17 protein-coding genes and 1 pseudogene are annotated in these 23,027 nt (G+C 59.4%); 9 read left to right on the forward strand and 9 right to left on the reverse strand.

Features of this window, described 5'->3' with window-relative positions; translation table 11 throughout:
• Positions 1-211: 211 nt before the first annotated feature.
• Genes CQ007_RS05745 through CQ007_RS05760 form a run of 4 tightly spaced genes read left to right on the forward strand, consistent with a single transcriptional unit; the run spans position 212 to position 8,116 of the window.
• A complete protein-coding gene (locus tag CQ007_RS05745) occupies positions 212-2,605 on the forward strand; it encodes a class I SAM-dependent DNA methyltransferase (protein WP_105644055.1) in 2,394 nt (797 codons plus the stop codon).
• Positions 2,602-3,903 (forward strand): restriction endonuclease subunit S, encoded by a 1,302-nt coding sequence (locus CQ007_RS05750; protein WP_105644057.1) that lies wholly within the window; start codon positions 2,602-2,604, stop codon positions 3,901-3,903. The genes CQ007_RS05745 and CQ007_RS05750 overlap by 4 nt, the downstream gene beginning before the upstream one ends.
• Before the next feature lie 17 nt (positions 3,904-3,920).
• A complete protein-coding gene (locus CQ007_RS05755; protein WP_105644059.1) occupies positions 3,921-4,988 on the forward strand; it encodes a YhcG family protein in 1,068 nt (355 codons plus the stop codon).
• A gap of 59 nt (positions 4,989-5,047) precedes the next feature.
• Positions 5,048-8,116: a type I restriction endonuclease subunit R gene (locus CQ007_RS05760; RefSeq protein WP_256582212.1), complete on the forward strand. Its 3,069-nt coding sequence runs from the start codon at positions 5,048-5,050 to the stop codon at positions 8,114-8,116.
• A gap of 48 nt (positions 8,117-8,164) precedes the next feature.
• Here the strand turns inward: CQ007_RS05760 and CQ007_RS05765 are convergent.
• The 9 genes and pseudogenes from CQ007_RS05765 to ppnN all read right to left on the reverse strand — a co-directional run.
• Positions 8,165-8,341 (reverse strand): annotated as a pseudogene (locus CQ007_RS05765) (IS3 family transposase); the annotation flags it as partial.
• A gap of 224 nt (positions 8,342-8,565) precedes the next feature.
• A complete protein-coding gene (locus CQ007_RS05770; RefSeq protein WP_105644061.1) occupies positions 8,566-9,888 on the reverse strand; it encodes an amidohydrolase in 1,323 nt (440 codons plus the stop codon).
• Positions 9,889-9,907: 19 nt separating this feature from the next.
• A complete protein-coding gene (locus CQ007_RS05775) occupies positions 9,908-10,930 on the reverse strand; it encodes an AraC family transcriptional regulator (protein WP_105644063.1) in 1,023 nt (340 codons plus the stop codon).
• Positions 10,931-11,110: 180 nt separating this feature from the next.
• Positions 11,111-12,235 (reverse strand): PilT/PilU family type 4a pilus ATPase, encoded by a 1,125-nt coding sequence (locus tag CQ007_RS05780; RefSeq protein ID WP_105644065.1) that lies wholly within the window; start codon positions 12,233-12,235, stop codon positions 11,111-11,113.
• A 40-nt stretch (positions 12,236-12,275) separates the two neighbouring features.
• On the reverse strand, positions 12,276-13,010 hold the full coding sequence (locus CQ007_RS05785) for a 1-acyl-sn-glycerol-3-phosphate acyltransferase (protein WP_105644067.1): 735 nt from the start codon (positions 13,008-13,010) through the stop codon (positions 12,276-12,278).
• Between the two features lie 3 nt (positions 13,011-13,013).
• Positions 13,014-13,547 carry a D-glycero-beta-D-manno-heptose 1,7-bisphosphate 7-phosphatase gene (gmhB, locus tag CQ007_RS05790; RefSeq protein ID WP_105644069.1) on the reverse strand — a complete coding sequence of 178 codons (534 nt, stop codon included), beginning with the start codon at positions 13,545-13,547 and terminating at the stop codon, positions 13,014-13,016.
• Positions 13,544-15,598, reverse strand: coding sequence for a glycine--tRNA ligase subunit beta (gene glyS, locus CQ007_RS05795; protein WP_105644497.1), 2,055 nt, complete (start codon positions 15,596-15,598; stop codon positions 13,544-13,546). The genes gmhB and glyS overlap by 4 nt, the downstream gene beginning before the upstream one ends.
• A complete protein-coding gene (gene glyQ / locus CQ007_RS05800) occupies positions 15,598-16,545 on the reverse strand; it encodes a glycine--tRNA ligase subunit alpha (protein WP_105644071.1) in 948 nt (315 codons plus the stop codon). Before glyQ ends, glyS begins: the two co-directional genes overlap by 1 nt.
• A 134-nt stretch (positions 16,546-16,679) precedes the next feature.
• Positions 16,680-18,050 (reverse strand): nucleotide 5'-monophosphate nucleosidase PpnN, encoded by a 1,371-nt coding sequence (ppnN, locus tag CQ007_RS05805; protein WP_105644073.1) that lies wholly within the window; start codon positions 18,048-18,050, stop codon positions 16,680-16,682.
• 232 nt (positions 18,051-18,282) lie between these two features.
• Between ppnN and CQ007_RS05810 the strand changes: the two genes are divergently transcribed.
• The 5 genes from CQ007_RS05810 to CQ007_RS05830 all read left to right on the forward strand — a co-directional run bounded on the left by CQ007_RS05810 (position 18,283) and on the right by CQ007_RS05830 (position 22,997).
• Positions 18,283-18,828 (forward strand): FlgO family outer membrane protein, encoded by a 546-nt coding sequence (locus tag CQ007_RS05810; protein WP_177424286.1) that lies wholly within the window; start codon positions 18,283-18,285, stop codon positions 18,826-18,828.
• 177 nt (positions 18,829-19,005) lie between these two features.
• Positions 19,006-19,590, forward strand: coding sequence for a DNA-3-methyladenine glycosylase I (locus tag CQ007_RS05815; protein ID WP_105644499.1), 585 nt, complete (start codon positions 19,006-19,008; stop codon positions 19,588-19,590).
• 15 nt (positions 19,591-19,605) lie between these two features.
• The gene (locus tag CQ007_RS05820; RefSeq protein ID WP_105644077.1) at positions 19,606-20,559 is read left to right on the forward strand and encodes a TAXI family TRAP transporter solute-binding subunit; all 954 of its coding nucleotides are present in this window, start codon (positions 19,606-19,608) and stop codon (positions 20,557-20,559) included.
• Positions 20,560-20,580: 21 nt separating this feature from the next.
• Positions 20,581-22,602, forward strand: a complete 2,022-nt coding sequence (locus CQ007_RS05825) for a TRAP transporter permease (RefSeq protein WP_105644079.1) — start codon at positions 20,581-20,583, stop codon at positions 22,600-22,602.
• Positions 22,599-22,997: a DUF1850 domain-containing protein gene (locus CQ007_RS05830; RefSeq protein WP_105644081.1), complete on the forward strand. Its 399-nt coding sequence runs from the start codon at positions 22,599-22,601 to the stop codon at positions 22,995-22,997. Before CQ007_RS05825 ends, CQ007_RS05830 begins: the two co-directional genes overlap by 4 nt.
• The last annotated feature ends 30 nt before the right edge of the window (positions 22,998-23,027 follow it).

Below are 23,027 nucleotides of genomic sequence, written 5' to 3' on the forward strand. Positions count from 1 at the left end.
CCTTTCTGTTTGGGCGTCTCATTCTGTCGCAGCGGGCATGTATCGTTGTTGGGGTGGTTTTCAGGCAGATCCACAGGACACACAGGACAGTGTCCTGCTCACCATCTGACATAGCTATAGAATTTAAGGCAAACTAGGTCAAAAGCCCTCTCCCTTATTAGGCTCGGCTCAAGATTCCGAGACATTCATCCAGGCGAATTAATTACCAACCATGAATCACAGCACCCACAACAAACTCGTTTCCTTCATCTGGCGAATCGCCGACGACTGCCTCCGTGATGTCTACGTACGCGGCAAATACCGGGATGTCATCCTGCCTATGGTGGTGTTGCGCCGCTTGGACACCCTGCTGGAGCCGACCAAGGGCGCCGTGCTGGAGGAGGTGCGTTACCAAAAGGAGGAGATGGGAGAGATCGAGCTGGACGACGAGCCACTGCGGGCGGCATCCGGTTACGTGTTCTACAACACCAGCCAGTGGACATTGAAAAAGCTGCACAGTACGGCCACCAATAACCAGCAGATCCTGCTGGCCAATATTGAAGATTATCTTGGCGGCTTCAGTAGTAACGTCAAAGAGATCATCCGCCGCTTCAAGCTGCTTGAGCAGATGCGCCACATGGCGGACAAGCAGGTTCTGCTCGACGTTATCGAGAACTTCATCTCGCCCTACATCAACCTCACACCCCATGACGTCGAAGACCCGGAGGGCAACATACTTCCGGCGTTGTCCAACCTGGGCATGGGCTATGTGTTTGAAGAGCTGATTCGCAAGTTCAACGAAGAGAACAACGAGGAAGCCGGGGAGCATTTCACCCCCCGCGAGGTGATTCACCTGATGACCCACCTGGTGTTCGACCCGATCAAGGATCGGCTGCCCCCGGTCATGACCATCTATGACCCCGCCTGTGGCAGCGGCGGCATGCTTACCGAGTCGCAGAACTACATCAAAGACCCCGACGGCCCGATCCACGCCCAGGGCGACGTCTACCTGTACGGCAAGGAGATCAACGACGAGACCTACGCGATCTGCAAATCGGACATGATGATCAAGGGCAACGACCCCGAGAACATCCGCGTTGGCTCGACCCTCTCCACCGATGAGTTCGCCGCCCACCGCTTCGACTTCATGCTCTCTAACCCGCCCTATGGCAAGAGCTGGAACAGCGAGGTTAAGTACATCAAGGACGGCAAGGATGTCATCGACTCGCGCTTCCAGGTGGAGTTGACCGACTACTGGGGCAAGAAGGAAACCGTCGATGCCACCCCGCGCAGCTCCGACGGTCAGCTGCTGTTTTTGATGGAAATGGTCAGCAAGATGAAGCCGGTTACCGCCAGCCCGCTCGGCTCGCGTATCGCGTCCATTCACAATGGCTCCAGCCTGTTTACCGGCGATGCGGGCAGCGGCGAGTCCAATATCCGCCGCTACATCATTGAAAACGACATGCTGGATACCATCATCCAGCTGCCGAACAACCTGTTCTACAACACCGGCATCACCACCTACATCTGGCTGCTGACCAACGCCAAACCCGAGGCCCGCAAGGGGCGCGTGCAATTGATCGACGCCAACTTGTTGTACCGCAAGCTACGCAAGAACCTGGGTGATAAGAACTGTGAGTTCTCCGATGAGCACGTGCAGCAGATCACCGATGCTCATCTCGATTTTGCACCCATCGAGCGGGCCATGGATGCCAATAATGACCCCGTGGGCATCGCCGCGAAGGTATTCGACAACGCGGATTTCGGGTTCTACAAGGTCACCATCGAGCGTCCCGACCGCCGCTGCGCCGCTTTCAGCACAGAACGCCTTGCGCCGCTGCGCTTCGACAAGTCTCTGCGCGAACCGATGGAATGGCTCTGGGCCGAGCACGGCGAACAGGTCTATGCCCCCGGCTTGCTCAAGGAACAAACCAAAGCCATCACCCAGTGGTGCGAAGATCAGGGCATTACCCTTAACGCAAAGCAGCGCAGCAAGCTGACCGATAGCAAATACTGGCAGAAGCTGCGCGACCTGCTGGAGGCCGCCACCGACCTGATGGGCGATATCGGCACCGAAGAGACTGCCGACTTCAACCAGTTCCGTGACCGCGTAAACAAGGCCATGAAGGCCCGCAAGCTCAAGCTCTCAGCGAGCGACAAGAACGCCATCTTCAATGCCGTCAGCTGGTATGACGACACCGCCGAAAAGGTTATCGACAAGCGCCACAAGCTGTCCGCCAGCGATCTGGAAGAACTGACCGACCATCTGGGCTGCACCATCGATGATCTGGCGGGCTTCGGTTGGTATCGCCAGCCCGATGGCAGCTACCTGACCTTTGAAACCGCCACCGAGCTGCGCGATGCGGAAAGCATACCGCTGAAAGACAGCATCCACCGCTACTTCCTTGCTGAGGTGAAACCCCACGTCGAAGATGCCTGGATCAACCTCGACAGCGTGAAGATCGGCTACGAGATCAGCTTCAACAAATACTTCTATCGCCACAAACCGCTGCGCAGTCTGGAAGAGGTAACGCGGGATATCCTGGCGCTGGAGGAAAAAGCTGATGGGTTGATTGCGGATATTTTGGGGGTTGAGGTTGCGACTAAGTTGGAGCTGGTGGAATGAGTGTTGCGGCTTATCCTAGCTATGAGAGATACAAGAACAGCGGTATCGAGTGGATCGGAAAAGTGCCGGTTTCTTGGTCTGTTGAACCAGGGCGTCAATGTCTCTACGAGAGCAAGGAAAAAAACGCCGGGATGAAGGAAAGCACAGTGCTTTCCCTCAGTTACGGCAAGGTCATCGTGAGAGACCAAGACAAGTTAACTGGGTTGGTACCAGAAAGCTTTGAGACCTATCAAATTGTTCACCCTGGCGACATCATTATTCGAGGTACGGATCTTCAGAATGACGTGACGAGCCTTCGTACGGGGTTGGCGCATGATCTTGGGATCATCACCTCCGCTTACATCAATCTAAGACCCAAGGAAGACATTTCTCCAAAGTACATGCACTACCTCTTGCACTCATATGATGTGAAGAAGGTTTTCTACGCGCTAGGGTCTGGCCTGCGGCAGAATCTTTCGTATGACGATTTCAAATACCTGCGCCTGCCCATTCCAGAAGCAAACGAACAACGCGCTATTGCGGCATTTTTGGATCAAAAACTCGCCAAGATCGACGAGGCGGTGCGAATCAAGGAGGAGCAGATCAAGCTCTTGCACGAGCGCAGGCAGATCCTGATTCAACAGGCCGTAACCCGCGGTCTGAACCCCGACGCCCCCATGAAGGACAGCGGCATTGACTGGATTGGTAAGATTCCAGCGCATTGGTCGATACAGCGCAACTTCACCCTTTTCCGTGAAACAAAAAATTCAGGCAACGCCAATCTGCCGGTTCTCTCTGTTTCGATTCATAGCGGCGTCTCCCGAGAAGAATTGTCCGCAGAAGAGAACATTCGCTCTATCATCAAAATTGAAGACCGAACCGCATACAAGGAGGTTTTGCCGGGAGACATCGCCTATAACATGATGCGCGCCTGGCAAGGCGGGATTGGTGCCGTCCATACACATGGCATGGTTAGCCCTGCCTATGTGGTTGCCCGCCCTATTGACGCTATGGCAGGTGATTACTTTGAACTGTTGTATCGCACGCCTGCGTTTATCTGGCAGATGGACGCAAACTCGAAAGGCATAACGGACTTCAGAAAGCGCCTCTACTGGGATGATTTTCGCGATCTCTTAACCATTGTGCCGCCCAAGGCAGAGCAGCAACAGATAAACCACTACGCTGGGGCTGTTTCGCACAAGGTCGACAAGGCCATCTCAATCAAGCGAGACCAAATCACCGCCCTCAAGGAATATAAAACAACCCTGATCAACGCCGCCGTCACTGGCAAGATCAAGGTCACGGAAGACGGTCGGTAACCGGGAGCCAGTAAGCCATGCCAGATAAAAAAGCAGCGCCTGCGTCCCTCCAAACCATGCCGGAAGAGTACGGCCATTGGCTCAACGAGCTGAAAACCCGCATCCACAACGCCCAGCAACGGGCAGCGCGGGCGGTAAACAGGGAGATGGTGTTGCTGTATTGGGGCCTTGGCCGGGATATTCTGGATAATCAGGCCCGCCAGGGCTGGGGTGCCAAGGTAATTGATCGCCTGTCACACGACCTGCGTACCGCCTTTCCCGAGATGAAGGGGCTGTCCCCCAGAAACCTGAAATACATGCGTGCGTTTGCCGAAAGCTGGCCGGACGCTGAAATTGTGCAACAGGCTGTTGCACAATTGCCCTGGGGACATAACGTCGTGTTGCTGGACAAGCTCAACAGCCCGGACGAGCGCCTCTGGTATGCGGCCAAAGCCATTGAAAACAACTGGTCACGCAATGTGTTGGTGATGCAGATCGAAACCCGGGCCATCGAGCGCCATGGCAAGGCCATCAGCAATTTTGCCGAGCGCTTGCCTGCGCCCTTGTCCGATCTGGCCCGCGAATCCCTGAAAGACCCCTACCGGCTCGACTTTCTGGGGTTGGGTGAGGAGGCGCAGGAGCGTGCCATCGAAGATGCGCTGGTGCAGCACATCACCCGTTTTCTGCTGGAGCTGGGCGCGGGCTTTGCCTATGTCGGCAAACAGGTACTGGTAAACGTGGGCGGCGAAGACTTTTACCTTGATCTGCTGTTTTATCACCTGAAGCTGCGCTGCTACGTGGTGATTGAGCTCAAGACCGGCAAGTTCAAGCCGGCGCATCTCGGCCAGCTGGGCTTTTACATGACAGCTGTCAACAAGCAGGTAAAACACGAAGCCGATAATCCCACCATCGGTATGCTGCTGTGCAAGGACAAAAACGAAGTGGTGGCAGAATATGCACTTACAGACAACCAGCAACCCATGGGGATCGCCGAATACCGGCTGGTAGAGTCCCTACCGGAAAACCTGCAAACCAGCCTGCCGAGTATTGAGCAAATCGAACAGGAATTAGCCATAAAACATAAGGCGGCTGTAAGGGGAAAGTGACTATGGCCCAGGCGCTGTTGGCAGAATCGATGCTGGTGAAACTATGAGGATGGGGGTAGATGATGGTCAGTAATACCAAGGAGATCGCACTGGAACAGGCCATCGAACGGCATCTGACCGGAACGACCAGTGAGGGTACCGCCGAGGCACCCGCGCCCTATGGCCTCTCACCCTTCCGTCTGGGCCTGCCCTCCGACTTCGACGCTGCTTTGGCGCTGGATACCCGCCTGTTCTGGGAGTTTCTGAAAACCACCCAGGGCAAGGCGCTGGACAAGCTCAAGGCCCGCAACCCCGCCGATTGGCAGGCCAAGATCCTCGGTCAGCTCGACAGGTTGCTGAAACGCCGGGGCCTGCTGCATCTGCTGAAAAAGGGACTGCCGGTTGAGGACGCGCACTTTGCCCTCATGTACCCCGCTCCGCTGGCCAGCTCTGCACAGAAGGTCCACGACAACTTTACCGCCAATATCTGGAGCGTGACCCGGCAGGTGCATCACAGCCAGGCGAACCCGAATGAGTCGGTGGACATGGTGCTGTTCCTTAACGGCCTGCCGATCATCACCCTGGAGCTGAAGAACGCCTGGACCAACCAGAGTGCCCGTTATCACGGACAGAAGCAGTACCGTGATCGGGACGCCACGCAGCCGTTGCTGCAATTTGGTCGTACCCTGGTGCACATGACCGCCGACACCGACGAAGTCTGGATGACCACCAAGCTGGCAGGCGGCTCCACCTGGTTCCTGCCGTTCAATAAGGGCCACAACGAAGGTGCCGGTAACCCGCCGAACCCTAACGGCCACAAGACGGCTTATCTGTGGGAAGAGGTGTTCCAACCGGTCAGCCTGGCCGGAATCATCCAGCACTTTGTATTGCTGGAGGGTGACAAGACCGCCCCGCTGGCCAAGAAGACGCTGATATTTCCCCGCTACCATCAGCTTGATGTGGTACGGAGCCTGCTCAGTCACGCCGCCGAGAATGGTGTGGGGCAAAGCTATCTGATCCAGCACTCTGCCGGGTCGGGCAAATCCAACAGCATCACTTGGGTGGCTTATCAGCTGATCGAGACTTACCCACAGCTACTCGATGTACCTGGAGCACGAGCGCTGGATACACCGTTGTTCGACAGCGTGATCGTGGTGACGGACCGCCGCCTGCTGGACAAGCAGCTACGCGACAACATCCGTGATTTCTCAGAGGTGAAAAACATCGTTGCCCCAGCACTGCGCTCAGCCGATCTGAAAGCGGCACTGGAGAACGGCAAGAAGATCATCATCACTACGATTCAGAAGTTTCCCTTCATCATCGATGGCATAGCCGACCTGAGTGACAAGCGCTTTGCCGTGATCATTGACGAAGCCCACAGCGGCCAGAGTGGCCTGGCCCATAACACCATGAATCAGGCCATGGGTGGCGGAGAGGACCCGGACGAGGACGACCCGCAGGACAAGATTCTGGCTGCCATGCAGGCGCGCAAGATGCGCGGTAATGCCTCCTACTTTGCCTTTACTGCTACACCAAAGAACACCACCCTGGAAAAGTTTGGCGTGCAGCAGCCGGATAGCACCTTCAGGGCGTTTCACCTGTACAGCATGAAGCAGGCGATCGAGGAGGGTTTCATCCTCGACGTGCTGGCCAACTACACCACCTACAAGAGCTACTACGAGATTCAGAAGTCGATCGAGGACAACCCCCTGTTCGATACTGCGAAGGCGCAGAAGAAGCTCCGGGCCTTCGTCGAGCGCAGTCAGCAGACGATCAACACCAAAGCCGAAGTGATGGTGGAGCACTTCATCGAGAACGTAGTGAACACCAAGCGGCTGCGCGGCAAGGCCAAGGGCATGGTCATTACCCAGAACATCGAAGCCGCGATTCGCTATTACAAGGCGGTGAAGAAGGAACTGGAAAAGCGTGGCAATCCCTTCAAGGCGCTGGTGGCATTCTCCGGTGAGAAGGAGGTTGATGGCATCAAGTACACAGAAGCCGAGATGAACGGCTTCCCCGAGGACAAGACCCGCTTCTACTTCGATGGCTACGACGATCAGGGCAGGCCGATGAAGTTACACGGTCAGAAGGTCGAGAACAGCGTCCGGCTGCTGATCGTGGCGAACAAGTACCTCACGGGCTTCGACCAGCCGAAGCTTTGCGCCATGTACGTCGACAAGAAGTTGCAGTCAGTATTGGCGGTGCAGGCGCTGTCGCGCTTGAACCGTTCAGCCCCGAAGCTGGGTAAGCGTACCGAAGACCTTTTCGTGCTCGACTTCTTCAACTCGCCTGATGACATCAAGAAGGCCTTTGATCCCTTCTTTACTGTCACAACCCTTTCAGGGGCGACTGACGTTCAAGTTCTGCATGAGTTGAAAGACACCCTGGATGACACGGGGATCTACGAATGGTGCGAGGTTGAAGAGTTCTGTACACGTTTCTTTGACGGCGAGGATGCCCAGAAGCTCAGCCCCCTGATTGATACGGCTGCCGAGCGCTTCAATTTCGAACTGGAGCTCGAAGACAAGGAAAAGATCGACTACAAGATCAAGGCCAAGCAGTTCGTGAAGATCTACGGACAGGTGGCGTCAATCATGGCATTCGAAATTCTCGCGTGGGAAAAGCTCTTCTGGTTTCTCAAGTTCTTGGTGCCGAAGCTCAAGATCGTAGATCCTAGCCAGGATGAACTGGATGAGTTGTTGGAGTCCGTTGACTTGTCTACCTACGGACTGGAACGCACCAAGCTGGGCCACGCCATAGGGCTGGATGATTCAGAGGCTGTACTCGACCCACAGAACCCCAATCCACGCGGCGGGCATGGCGGCGAAGAACAGGCTGACCCCCTCGATGAGATTATCCGCAGCTTCAATGAGCGGTGGTTCCAGGGCTGGAGCGCTACGCCGGAAGAGCAACGTGTGAAGTTCATCAATATTCTCGAAAGCATCCGCACCCATCCCGACTACCCTGCCAAATATGGCGACAATCAGGACCCCTACAGCCGTAACCTCGCACTGGAGCAGATGCTGAAGGATGTGATGCTGAAACGGCGAAAGGAAGAGCTTGAACTGTACAAGTTGTATGCTTCCGATGAGGCATTCAAAACTTCCTGGTTCCAGAATATCGAGCGGGCGTTGAATCAGGGTCTGTAGGTACCAGAGTGAATCACACCGGGTTTTATGGAGGCCATCTCGTTTAAGTCAGGCCGCCATGGTCTGACCGGATTGTTGCTGGTAGAAGTGTGCCTCAGCTTCTGCCGGTGGTATATATCCGATCGAACCCAGTAGGCGCTGGTGGTTAAACCAGTGAACCCACTTCAATGTTGCGATTTCCACTGCTTCTCGGCTACGCCAGGACTGACGGTAAATCAGCTCAGCTGGTAATCCCCTCGCCATTTAGCTGACGCCAGAAGTGGAATTTTCTCGTACGCTTTCCCGAGGAGGTTCCATGAAGAAGTCCCGCTTTACCGACAGCCAGATCATTGCCGTGCTCAAGTAGGGCCGTGCCGGAGCTGTGCCACGAGCCCAGCATCATTCCAGGCGTGCATATTCCTTATCATTGCGCCGCCCCGTTGGATAAGGCGTGGTCTGGCCGAACACTGCTATTCTGTCGCAGTTGTGAGGTAATCGGTCGTCAGCGCCGACAGGGCTTTGATGCCGACGATCAACGCCTGGTCGTCTATCACAAATTCTGGTGAATGGTTTGGCGCGGCCTGTCCCATGTGACGGGATGGGGTGACGCCAAGAAAGAAGAACAGACCAGGTACTTTCTGCGCGTAGTATGAAAAGTCCTCCGAGCCGGTAACCAGCGGAGATGGAAAAACCCGGCCGCTACTGACTTTTTGCAGCGTTGGCAGCATTCGCTGGGTTAGATTCGGGTCGTTCACGGTTGTGGCGTAGTTTTCGATGACCGAGACGTGAGCTTGCGCGCCAGAGGCCAGCGCTATATGTTCCGCGGTTTGTTTGATGTCGGCATTGATCTGCTGCTGCACTTCGTCGTCGAAGGTGCGCACAGTGCCGGTCATTTTTACTTCGTCTGGAATGATGTTGTGGCGGGTGCCGCCCTCAATGGTACCGATAGTGACCACCGCTGGTGCGGGCATGATATTCGTCCGTCGGCTTACCACCGTTTGTAGGCCGGTGATGATTTGCGCGCTTGCAACGATCGGGTCTACTCCATTCCATGGTTGAGCGCCGTGGGTCTGTTTGCCGGTAACGGTAATATGCAAATCGCCGCTACTGGCCATGATCGGCCCGCTGCGATAGCCGATTGTCCCAGTAGGTGCCATAGACGTGACGTGAAGACCGAAGATTGCCTCCACGGAAGGGTTTTCCAGGACGCCTTCTTCAACGAGTTGACGCGCGCCAAAGTAGCGCTTCCCGTCATAGATATAATCGCTCGGGCCTTCTTCGGCAGGCTGGAATATGAACTTGATGCTGCCGGGCAGTTCGTTCCTGACCGCTGCTAAATTCGAGGCGACTGCCATTAGAATTGCTACATGTGCATCATGACCGCAAGCGTGCATCACAGGCATGCTCTTGCCCTGATAATCCTGCTCAACTTTCGAGGCATAGGGTAAGCCCGTCTTTTCCAGCACCGGAAGGGCGTCCATGTCGGCGCGCAAGGCTATGGTTGGCCCTGGCTTCCCCCCTTCAAGCAACCCGACCACACCGGTGGTACCTATGCCAGTCTCAACTGTCATACCCAAGTTTCGAAGATGTTCAGCGATCACGCCTGCGGTACGCGTTTCCTGATTGCCTAGTTCCGGATGTTGATGAATGTCATGCCGCCAGGCGATGGCCTGCTGCTCGTGTCGTGCGGCATTGGTGATCACTTTATCGGTGAGTGAATCGGCCACGGCTTGGTTTAATGGCAAGCCGATAGCGATAGACAGCAATGTGCTGCGAAGTAGAGTCTTGGTCATTTATATCTCGATTAGGGTTCTACGGTGGGGCAATAAGGGTTGCTGCGGCGTGGCGATAGTCAGTCGGGGAACAATCGAACCACTGGCGGAATGCCCGATAGAATTGTGAGGATTGGCGATAGCCGAGAAGCAGGGCAACCTCATCAATAATGTAATGCTGAGCGAGGTAAGCCTTTGCTTGGTCTTTTCGTGCTAACTCCAACAAGTCGCGGAAGACGGCACCGTCTTCCTTGATATGGCGTTGCAAGGTTCTACGGCTAACAGCGAGCAACTCGGCACACTGGTCGATATTCGCTTCACCCTGGCGGCAAAGTAGCGGTAATAAGGCGCTTACGGACTCACTCCAATCGGACCTTGAGTCCAGCCGAAGTAGCTGCCGCTCCCGTTTGGCGATGATTTCGACGGAACAGGGGCGCCATCCAAGCAAGTCATCCAGGCCTTCCGGAGAAATGAAAATGGTCGCTTGGCCGGGTTCTCCGAGGCGGACTGGCGCGGGGAAGAGAGTGTCGAATTCGCGAAGCGACGTGATTGATTGCGAACCGAGCGTAATATGCTGGATATTGGTTATGCCCAAGCTTTGCATGGTTCTGACGAGACCATAGACAATCGCTTCGCGCTGCGCATCCGCCGTATCATGTTGATAAACGGTATCAACTCGCAGTATGTTCTCGAGCCCGTCATGTAATGAGATATTGACGCCCTGGGTATTAACTTGAAAATAACGACACATTAGCCTCAACGCATCACGACGGGTCAACGCGCTCGCAAGATAGGTCTTGCGCAAAAGGTCCGAGCCATAGTTCAGCTTGCGGTACGCTTTGACCAGTAAAAGCGGATCCTCGGCAGCCTGTCGGAGATCAGACATCAGCGCATCCAGGATAGGAAGCGGTAACCGACCCTGACCAGAACCGTCCAGCGAAGCAGCAATCAGTCTCGAAGCAGCAAGCATCTGCGTTCCTGAAAGCGTTCTTTTCAGTGCGCTAACAATCGTCGCGAAATGTTCGCGCGAAATTGAAAACGAGGGTGTGGCTTCGAGAATCATGTCTTCATCAGGGGTTTGGCTTTCATTGTTGGTTTGCCCATTGATTCTATGCGCAGGCCGGTTTACAACAAGTGCAATCGGTGCCAATCAAGCCGATCAGTAACAGATGGCCAGCGAGGGGCCTGGTGTTGCCGGTAGGTATTGGATGGTCGCGTCATCATCACTGACTTCTGGCTTCCCTCAGCGAAAATCATCCGTCAGATCACCGTCCCGCAACACCTTCATCTCGTTCTCCTCATAGCTGAAGCCCTTCTCCAGGCGTGCCCTGAGGGTCAGGTCGGTGCGCGAGTCGGCGTGCTTGAGTGCTTCATCCAGGCTGATCGCACCTGACTGCAGCAACTCGTACAAGTGCTGATCGAAGGTCTGCAGGCCCAGTTCGGCGCTGCGGCTCATCGCCGACTTGACCTCGTCCAGTTCATCGCGCCCGATCAGGTCGACGATATAGGGCGTGCGCAGCAGCAGTTCCACGGCGGCCACACGCTTCTTCTGCAGACCTGGCACCAGCCGCTGACCGATCACTGCTGCCAGGTTCATGGCGATATCGCCCAGTACCTGGTTGCGGGCTTCCTTGGGGAACATGTTGACCATGCGCTCGACCGCCTGTGAGGCGTTTGTAGCGTGCAGCGTGGCCAGTACCAGGTGTCCGGTATCACTGTAGTGCAAGGCGTGCTGCATGGTCTCCAGATCGCGGATCTCGCCGATCATGATCACATCCGGCGACTCGCGCAGTACGTTGCGCAGCGCCTCGGAGAAACTCAGGGTATCCAGCCCCACCTCACGCTGGTCGATGATCGACAGCTGATGGCGGTGCAGGAACTCGATGGGATCCTCGATGCAGACGATATGCCCGGCGCGGTGGGCCGCACGGTAGTCGAGCATGGACGCCAGGGAGGTCGATTTGCCGGAGCCGGCCGCGCCGACCACCAGGATCAGCCCGCGATCGAGCATCACCAGCTTCTCCAGCTCGGCCGGCAGGCCCAGCTCGGCAATGCGCGGGATCTGGTGACTGATATGCCGCACCACCATGGCCACTTCGCCACGCTGGTAATACACGTTGATACGGAAGCGACCGGCATTGGGCACACCCACGGCCAGGTTCATTTCCAGCGTGCGTTCGAACTCGGCGATCTGCTTCTGACTCATCAGCTGATAGGCCAGTTGCTTGACCGAGCCGGGGGCCAGTGCGCGTTCTTCCAGGCGATGGTACTGGCCTTCGCGCTTGAGCGTGACCGGCGCGCCGACGCTGAAGAACAGGTCCGAGCCGTTACGCTCGGACAGGGCATGGAGATAGCGGAATACATCCATATGCAGATAGCGTCCTGACAGGGTGGGTGGTCAGGATAGCTCAGCCAGCCTGCATTTCCCGCATGGCCTGCTGTACCCAGGCCTCGGCCTGGCGGTTGACCTCGACGATGGAGCGCGGGTCCTGGCCCTTGGGATAGATCGCCGGCCCGATCTTCACCTGCACCGTGCCCGGGCGCTTGCCCCAGCCATGCCGCGGCCAGAACTCGCCGGCATTGTGCGCCACCGGCACCACCGGGGCGTTATTGGCACAGGCCAGGGCGCTGCCGCCACGGGTGAACTTGATCGGTTGGCCCGGCAGTACCCGGGTACCCTCGGGGAACACCAGTACCCATACCCCGTCACGCAGCCGCTCGCCACCGATGCGGTTGAGCTGCTGCAGGGAGCTGCGCGCCTTGCTGCGGTTGATGGCAATGGGCTTGAGCAGGGCGAAGGCCCAGCCGAAGAAGGGTACGTACAGCAGTTCCTTCTTGATCAACTGGGTCTGCGGCCGGAAGATCTGCTGCAGGAAGAAGGTTTCCCAGGTGCTTTGGTGGTTGGACAGGATCACCCCTGCCTGATCGGGGATGTTCTCCTGTCCGCTGACCTCATAGCGGATGCCGACCAGATGCTCGGTCAGCCAGATGGCCATCCGGCACCACCATTCCAGCACCACTTTGTAGCGGGTGCGATAGGATAGGAACGGCCCGATCAGCAGCATCAACATGCCCCAGATCATGGCGCTGGAAGACAGCAGCAGGTAGAACAGGGTGACACGCAGGACCATCAGTACGGACATGGGTCAGATTTCCAGCAGGTGACTGGCCACGGCGGCCAGGTCATCGAACACACGAGTACCGGCGGGCAGCGGCTTGGATTCCGTCACCTGGCCCTTGCCGGTACGCACCAGATAGGGTTGGCAGCCGACTGCGACGCCAGCCTGCAGATCGCGCAGGCTGTCACCGACGGTCGGCACGCCATCGAGGGATATGCGGTAATGCGTGGCGATCTGCCGGAACAGACCGGACAGCGGCTTGCGGCAATCGCAGCCATCGTCCGGGCCATGCGGACAATGGCGGATCAGATCCACCCGGCCACCCTGCTCCGCTACCAGCTCGCGCAGACGCTGGTGCATGGCCTCCAGCGTCTGTTCGGTGAAGTAGCCGCGGGCCAGGCCGGACTGGTTGGTGGCGACAGCCACTGTCCAGCCAGCCTGGCTCAGGCGGGCGATAGCCTCGATCGAACCCGGCAGCGGGATCCACTCATCCACTGATTTGACGAAGGCGTCGGAGTCCTCATTGATGACCCCGTCGCGGTCGAGAATGATCAGCTTCATCCGAGCAGCGAAATATCGGCGACACCGAGGAACAGGCCGCGCAGGCGGGCCAGCAGCGCATAGCGGTTGGCCTTGACCTGCGGATCCTCCGCATTCACCAGCACCTGGTCGAAGAAGGCGTCTACCGGCTCGCGCAGGGCTGCCAGATGCTCCAGGGTGGCCCGGTACTGACGATCTGCTGCCAAGGGCGTTACGGCGCTCTCAGCCGCCTGTACGGCCTTGGCCAGCGCCTGTTCCGCCGCTTCGCCGAGCAAGGCCGGATCGATGTCGGCGGGCACCGCCACATCGGCCTTAGCCAGGATGTTCGATACCCGCTTGTTGGCAGCCGCCAGTGTGTCGGCTTCGGGCAGCCGGCGGAACGCCTGTACCGCCTGCACACGCTGGTCGAAGTCCAGCGGTGAGTCGGGATGCACGGCGCGCACCGACTGGTACACGGCCACATCGATGCCCTCGTCCTCGTAGCGCGCGCGCAGGCGGTCGAAGATGAAGTCCTGCACCTGGTCGACCAGACCTTCGCTCTTCACGGTCGTACCATACTGGTTGACCGCGGTCTGCAGCGCGGTGTGCAGATCCAGTTCCAGGCGCTTCTCGATCAGAATGCGCAGCACGCCGAGGGCGGCGCGGCGCAGGGCGTAGGGGTCCTTGCTGCCGGTGGGCAGCATGCCGATACCGAAGATGCCCGCCAGGGTGTCGAGCTTGTCGGCCAGCGCCACTGCGGCGCCGGTCAGGGTGCCCGGCAGCTCGGCGCCAGCACCGCGTGGCATGTACTGCTCGTTCAGCGCCAGCGCCACGTCCTCGGCTTCGCCGTCGTGCTTCGCATAGTAATAACCGGCGATACCCTGTAATTCCGGGAATTCACCGACCATCTCACTGGCCAGGTCGCACTTGCTCAGCAGACCGGCGCGGGCGGCATTGGCCGGTTCACCACCGATGCACTCGGCGATGAAGGCCGCCAGGCTGGACACCCGCAGGGCCTTGTCATACACGCTGCCCAGTTCAGCCTGGAATACCACATTGGCCAGGCGCTGGTTGTTGCGTTCCAGCGGGTGCTTCTGGTCCTGCTGGAAGAAAAACTCGGCATCGGTTAGGCGTGGGCGTACCACCTTCTCGTTACCGGCAATGATCTGCGCCGGGTCGTTGCTCTCGATGTTGGCCACGGTGATGAAGCGTGGCAGCAGCTTGCCGTTGGCATCCAGCAGGCAGAAATACTTCTGGTTGTCCTGCATGGTGGAGATCAGCGCCTCCTGCGGCACGTCGAGGAAGCGTTCCTCGAAGCTGCACACCAGCGGCACCGGCCACTCGACCAGCGCGGTCACCTCGTCCAGCAGGTCATCGGGAACAATCGCGGTGCCCTGCTGCTCGGCAGCCAGTTCGGCGACGCGCTGGCGGATCAGCTCGCGGCGTTCGGCGAAGTCGGCGATCACATGCGCCTTGCGCAGGTCATCGGCGTAGCTGGCCGGGGTGCCGATTTCCACCTGCTGCGGATGGTGGAAGCGGTGCCCGTAGGAATGGTGGCCGGCCTGCTGCGAGAGAATCCGGCAGGGGATCAGTTGCTCGCCCTGCAGCATCACCAGCCACTGGGTCGGACGCACGAACTCGGTCTTGCCGGCGCCCCAGCGCATGCGCTTGGGAATCGGCAGTGCCGCCAGGGCGCTGTCGACGATGCCCGGCAGCAGTGCGCTGGCAGGTTGGCCAGGGATGGTTTGCACATGCCGCAGGCGCGGGCCGCTCTGATCCAGCTCGCTCAGCTCGACGCCGCACTTCCGGGCAAAGCCCAGTGCCGCCGGGGTCGGTTGGCCATCGGCGGTGAAGGCCGCCTGCAGCGGCGGACCATCCATCTGGCTGGTGCGATCGGGTTGCTCGGTGGCCAGTTGCTCGACCAGTACCGCCAGGCGTCGGGGGGCGGCGTAATAGCGGGCCGACCGATAGCCCAGGCCGGCATCGGCCAGGCCCTTTTCGACGCCCGCGAGAAAGGCTTCGGCGAGCTGTTTCAATGCCTTGGGTGGCAACTCTTCGGTGCCCAGTTCAACCAGAAAATCCTGTGCCTGCATCATTCGGCCTCCTTCAGTTTGGCCAGTACTTCGTCACGCAATTCGGGGCTGGCCATGGGGAAGCCGAGCTTGGCGCGGGCATGCAGATAGCTGTGGGCGATCGAGCGGGCCAGGGCGCGCACGCGCAGGATATAGCGCTGGCGCTCGGTCACCGAGATGGCCCGCCGTGCATCCAGCAGGTTGAAGGTGTGCGAGGCCTTCATCACCATCTCGTAGGCCGGTAGCGGCAGCTCGGCCTCGGTCAGCCGGTTGGCTTCGCTCTCGTAGAAGCTGAACAGCTCGAACAGCTTGTCGACGTTGGCGTGCTCGAAGTTGTAGGTCGACTGCTCCACCTCGTTCTGGTGGAACACGTCGCCGTAGGTGACCTTGCCGAACGGGCCATCGGAATAGACCAGGTCGTAGACCGAGTCCACGCCCTGCAGGTACATGGCCAGGCGCTCCAGGCCGTAGGTGATCTCACCAGTGACCGGATAGCACTCGACGCCGCCGACCTGCTGGAAATAGGTGAACTGGGTGACCTCCATGCCGTTGAGCCAGACCTCCCAACCCAGACCCCAGGCGCCCAGGGTGGGCGATTCCCAGTTGTCCTCGACGAAGCGGATATCGTGCACCAGCGGATCGATACCTATGTGCCGCAGCGAATCCAGGTACAGCTCCTGGATATTGTCCGGGTTCGGCTTGAGCACCACCTGGAACTGGTAGTAGTGCTGCAGGCGGTTGGGGTTCTCGCCATAGCGACCATCGGCCGGGCGACGGCTGGGCTGGACATAGGCCGCGTTCCAGATTTCCGGGCCAATCGAGCGCAGGAAGGTCGCGGTATGAAAGGTTCCGGCGCCCACCTCCATGTCATAGGGCTGTAGCAGTACGCAGCCCTGTTCCGCCCAGTAGCTTTGCAGCGCAAGGATCAGGCCCTGGAAGGTCTGGGCAGCAGGATTTGTCTGAGTCACGTTTTTCACCGGTCAACTGTGAAGAAAGGGCGAAGTATACAATCCCGGCGGGACGGCATACAGCATGGCCGGCTATTTGTCGCCGGTGCGTGCGCTGGAGAGGGTCGCTCCGCCCCAGGGGCGGAGCGCAGAGTTCAACTGATGACCCGGTAGCACGGCTGGTAGGCGGTGCCGTTGGGCAGCTTCATGCGCTGCTGGTCAACGAAGGACTGCAGCAGCGCGCCCAAAGGTTGCATGATTTCCGGATCGCCATGGATTTCATAGGGACCGTACTGCTCGATCCGCCGGATGCCGTGGTCCTTGACGTTGCCAGCCACGATCCCGGAAAACGCGCGGCGCAGGTTGGCGGCCAGCTCATGCGGCGGGGTAGTGCGCCGCAATTGCAGCGCGGCCATGTTTTCATGGGTCGGATCGAAGGGATGCTGGAAGCCTTCCTCGATCTGCAGCAGCCAGTTGAAGTGGAAGGCGTCGTTGCGCTCGCGGCGGAAGTGTTCCACCTCGGCCAGCCCCTGCTTCATCTTGCGTGCCACCAGTGCCGGGTTCTCGATGATGATCTCATAGCGCGCCTGGGCCTGTGGACCGAGGGTGGCACCGACGAACTCGTGCAGCTGTTGCAGGTAGGCGGTCGCGCTCTCGGGGCCGGCCAGGATCAGCGGGAACGGCAGTTCGGCATTGTCCGGATGCAGCAGGATACCCAGCAGATAGAGAAACTCCTCGGCGGTACCCACCCCGCCGGGGAAGATGATGATGCCATGCCCCACGCGAATGAATGCTTCCAGCCGTTTTTCGATATCCGGCAGGATGACCAGTTCATTGACGATCGGGTTCGGCGCCTCGGCGGCGATGATCCCCGGCTCGGTCAGCCCCAGATACCGGCCATCGAGTACCCGCTGCTTGGCGTGGGCGATGGTCGCGCCCTTCATCGGCCCCTTCATCACCCCCGGCCCGCAGCCGGTACAGATGTTCAGGTTGCGCAGGCCCAGCTCATGGCCGACCTTCTTGCTGTACTTGTATTCCTCGGAATCGATCGAGTGGCCACCCCAGCACACCACCATCTTCGGCTCGACACCGGGAGTCAGCGCCCGGGCATTGCGCAGCAGATGGAAGACGTAATCGGTGATGCCATTGGAACTGGCCAGATCCGCGCGCTTGTTGCGCAGCTCGCTTTCGGTATAGACGATGTCGCGCAGGGCGCTGAACAACATCTCCCGGGTACTGGAAATCATGTGTCCATCGACGAAGGCATCGGCCGGTGCATTGCGCAGCTCCAGGCTGACCCCGCGATCGAGCTGGTGGATATGCACCTCGAAATCGGCATAGGCCTCGAGGATGGTCTTGGCGTTGTCGACCCGCGCACCGGTATTGAGGATTGCCAGCGCGCACTGGCGGAACAGCTGATAGGTGCTCCCCGAGCCGACTTCACTCAACTTCTGGACTTCACGCTGGGACAGGATCTCCAGACTGCCCCGGGGGGTGACGGAAACATTGACGACGTTTCTGGGCATTATCTCTTCCAGGCTGAACAGGAAGCCCCATCTTACTCCATGGCTTCGCCATGAAAGCAAATCGCCTATTTATAAGCGGCGCTTGCGGCTGCTCAGGCGACAGAAGCGTTTGATCGTGCCAACGATGAACTGGCGATCATCTTCCTGAAGATTGTCCAGCATGGTCACCAGTACCGCCGATTCGCTTTGTGCGCCAGCGGGCTGAAGATCCTGCCGGTCAGGGGGGTAAGTGATGAAGCCCGGAATCCTGGTATCACTGTTGCTATCCCTGAGCCTGCTGGCTGGCTGCGCCCCGACACAGAAGGGCCCCAGCTACGCCGACGCCCGCAACAATCCCTTCATTCCCGCCAACCACCAGGCCGCCGAGGCATTGCTGGGGCAGTTGAACGGCAAGCTCGGCGGCAGCAACATGCTGATCGCCACCCTGGTGAATATCGATGCGCTGGAGCGTTCTTCAACGCTTGGTCGCCTGGTGTCCGAGCAGGTGTCGGCGCGTTTCACCCAGGCTGATTACCACATGGTGGAGATGAAATTCGCCAACAGCGTATACGTGCTGCAGAACCAGGGTGAGATGATGTTGACCCGCGAGGTCCAGGAACTGGCCAGCCAGCATTCCGCTCAGGCGGTGATCGTTGGCACCTACGGTGACAGCAAGGACTTCGTGTTCGTCAATCTCAAGGTGGTTCAACCGGGCACCAACGTGGTGCTGGCGGTGCACGACTATGCGCTGCCGCTGGATGACAACACCCGGGCCATGCTGCGCAACCGCAGATACTGATCCCGCCATTCCCTGTCCTGCGCCCCTCTCCCGCACAGCGGAGAGGGGCGCCAGATCATGATTGCTGGCCCCCTCTTTGGTTTGGTATTCGAGCTATCTGAAGGTATAACATCAGGCAAACCCGTACCCCGAGGACCGAGGTAAAGCATGTCACTCGATACGTCTGTCATCCCTTCGCTGCCGCGCTGCCAGTGGTGTTCCAGCGACCCGATCTATCAGTCCTACCACGATCATGAATGGGGCGTACCGGAGTACGATGCCGGGCGACTGTTCGAGAAGCTGTTGCTCGATGGCTTTCAGGCGGGGTTGTCGTGGATCACTATCCTGAAGAAGCGTGAGCGCTATCGGCAGGTCTATCACGGCTTCGATGCCGGGTTCATGGCGGCGCAGACCGATGCCGATCTGCAGGCGCTGATGCAGGATCCCGGCATCATTCGCAATCGGCTGAAGGTGCACGCGGCGCGGCAGAATGCCCGGGCCTGGCTGGCGCTGACCGAGCAGACCGACCCGGCCGCCTGGCTCTGGCAGTTCGTCGAAGGCCGGCCATTGATCAATCGCTTCGCCAGTCATGCTGAGGTGCCGGCCATCACGCCCGAGGCCCAGGCCATGAGCAAGGCGCTGCGCAAGGTCGGCTTCAGTTTTGTCGGGCCGACGATCTGTTATGCATTCATGCAGGCGACCGGCATGGTTATGGACCATACTCTGGCTTGTTTCCGCTACGCCGAACTGGCCGGCGGAACTGCTGCCGTCAAACAACAATAACGATGGAGAATATCCATGCAACTGACCAAACGACTGGGCCTGCTGGCCGCCGCCGCGGCGCTGACCGCCACCACCGCTGTATTTGCTGCGCCGACCTACATCAACGTGCTCACTGGCGGCACCAGTGGGGTGTACTACCCGATCGGTGTCGCCATCTCGCAGCTGTATGGCCAGATCGACGGTGCCCGGCCCGCGGTGCAGGCGACCAAGGCCTCGGTGGAAAACCTCAATCTGTTGCAGGCCGGTCGCGGTGAGCTCGCCTTTGCCCTCGGCGATTCGGTCGCCGATGCCTGGGATGGTGTGGAAGATGCTGGCTTCAAGGCGCCACTCACGCGGTTGCGGGCTATTGCCGGTACCTACAACAACTACATTCAGGTGGTGGCCAGCGCGGAATCCGGCATCAAGACCCTGGAGGATCTCAAGGGCAAGCGCATCTCCGTCGGCGCGCCCAAATCCGGCACCGAACTCAACGCCCGGGCGATCTTCGCCGCCGCCGGGCTGAGCTACAAGGACATGCGTCGGGTCGAGTTTCTGCCCTATGCCGAATCCGTCGAACTGATCAAGAACCGGCAGCTCGACGCCACCCTGCAGTCCTCCGGTCTGGGCATGGCGGCGATTCGCGATCTGGCCAGCACCATGCCGGTAACCTTCGTGGCGATTCCCGAGGACGTGGTGCAGAAAATCGATAACCCGGCCTACCAGCCTGGGGTAATTCCGGCCGGCACCTATGACGGTCAGGACGAGGATGTGGCCACTGTCGGCATTAACAATATCCTGGTCAGCCATGAAAATGTCGATGAGGAGGTCGCCTACCAGATGACCAAGCTGATCTTCGATAACCTGGCTGCGCTGGGCAATGCCCATGCTGCGGCCAAGGCGATCAAGCTGGAGAGTGCGGCGCAGAATCTGCCGATCCCCCTGCATCCGGGCGCCGAGCGGTTTTACAAGGAAGCAGGCGTTCTGCAATAACCGGCGACAGGGGAGTAGCCCATGAGTGAATATCAGGGGCTCCATGCGAGCCCCGCCGAATGGCCCAGAGCGCTGTTCTATGTGGCGCTGCTGTTTTCCTGTTACCAGATCATCACCGCTGCCTTTCATCCCGTGTCCACCCAGGTGATGCGGGCCGGGCACGTGGGCTTTCTGTTGATGCTGGTCTACCTGAGTTATCCCCTGCGTGGTTCCGCACGGCCCTGGCAACCGCTGGCCTGGGTACTGGCGCTGGCGGGCATGGCGACCTTCTTCTACCAGTGGTATTTCGAGGCGGATCTGATCCAGCGCTCCGGCGATCTGACCAGCATGGACATGGTGGTCGGTCTGGTGCTGATCGTGCTGGTGTTCGAGGCGGCGCGGCGAGTGATGGGCATTGCTCTACCGATCATCTGCGGGTTGTTTCTGGCCTATGGAATGTTCGGCAATCATCTGCCCGGTGAGCTGGCGCACCGGGGGTACGGGCTGGATCAGCTGGTCAATCAACTGTCGTTCGGCACCGAGGGTTTGTACGGCACACCGACCTACGTCTCGGCCACCTATATCTTCCTGTTCATCCTATTCGGTTCGTTCCTGGAGCAGGCTGGCATGATCCGGCTGTTCACCGATTTCGCCATGGGCCTGTTCGGCCACCGGGCCGGTGGCCCGGCCAAGGTATCGGTGGTCTCGTCGGCATTGATGGGCACCATCACCGGCTCCGGGGTGGCCAACGTGGTAACCACCGGCCAGTTCACCATTCCGCTGATGAAACGCTTCGGCTACAAACCGGCCTTTGCCGGCGGCGTCGAGGCCACGGCGAGCATGGGCAGCCAGATCATGCCACCGGTGATGGGGGCGGTGGCCTTCATCATGGCCGAAACCATCAACGTGCCCTATGTCGAGGTGGCCAAGGCGGCGCTGCTACCGGCGCTGTTGTATTTTGGTTCGGTATTCTGGATGGTGCATCTGGAGGCCAAGCGCTCGAAGCTCGACGGGCTGCCGAAGGACGAATGCCCCAACGCCTGGGATGCGGTCAGGCAGCGCTGGTTCCTGCTGATCCCGCTGGCCATACTGGTCTGGCTGCTGTTCTCCGGACGTACACCCATGTTCGCCGGTACCGTGGGCCTGGCATTGACCGCCATCGTCATTCTCGGCTCGGCGCTGATCCTGCGGCTGCCATCCACTGTGCTACGGGTGGTGTTCTGGGTTGCGCTGGGGATTCTCTGTGCCGGCTTCTTCCAGCTCGGCATAGGGGTGATCTTCGGCGTCATCGGTGTGCTGGTGGCGGCCTGCTGGTTCGTCAAGGGTGGGCGCGATACGCTGCGTATCTGCCTGCATGCGCTGGTAGAAGGCGCACGCCACGCGGTGCCGGTGGGTATCGCCTGCGCGCTGGTGGGGGTGATCATCGGCATCGTCTCGCTGACCGGGGTGGCCTCGACCTTTGCCGGCTACATCCTGGCCATCGGTCAGGACAGCCTGTTCCTGTCGCTGCTGCTGACCATGCTCACCTGTCTGGTACTGGGCATGGGTATTCCGACCATTCCCAACTACATCATCACCAGCTCCATCGCCGCGCCGGCGCTGCTGGATTTGGGCGTGCCGCTGATCGTCTCGCACATGTTCGTATTCTATTTCGGCATCATGGCCGATCTCACCCCGCCGGTGGCCCTGGCCTGCTTTGCAGCGGCGCCGATCGCCCGGGAAAGCGGGCTGAAGATCAGCCTCTGGGCAGTGCGCATTGCGATAGCCGGCTTCGTTGTGCCTTTCATGGCGGTCTACAGTCCAGCGCTGATGATGCAGGGTGGGGATTGGCTGGCGGTGCTGTACATGCTGATCAAGGCGGCCTTCGCCATCGGCCTGTGGGGCATCGTCTTCACCGGTTACCTGATGCAACGCCTGCGCTGGTGGGAAGCGCCGCTCGGTTTTATCGCCGGCGCGCTGATGATCCTGGCCATGCCGGTCACCGATGAGCTGGGCTTCGTCCTGGGTGTGCTCTTTCTCGCGCAGCACTGGTGGCGGGCACGGCGCGTACTGAGCCCGGCATGAACGCATTGTGCCTCGGTCTGGCCGGGGTGATCTGGGCGCAGCTGCCGCTGGCCGAGTTCACCCTGGCCTGGCAGCACAGCGTCGAGAAGATCCGCTGGGAGGAGGACTATCAGCTCAGCCCCACCGGCTTGCTGCTGCGCGAGGCGCGGGTACGCGGCAGCGGCGCTGGCATGGAGATTCCCGATGAGGCCGTGCTGCGCGATGGCAGTTGGCACTACCGACCGCAACTGCCGCCATTGCAGCCGCTGCGGCTGGGGCGCAGCAGTGCCGCGGCGGCGGGTGATTATCAGCTATGCAGCGACGCTGGCTGCCGGCCGCTGGCCGACTGGCTGGGACCGCCGAGCCCGCAGCGTCCGGTGGTGGAGCTATGGAGTTGTCAGCCGTCGGTGGGCTGATGCCCGTGCGCAGGCTACAATGGCCGTTTT

Source organism: Pseudomonas sp. MYb185, assembly GCF_002979975.1.
Classification (GTDB): Bacteria; Pseudomonadota; Gammaproteobacteria; order Pseudomonadales; family Pseudomonadaceae; genus Halopseudomonas.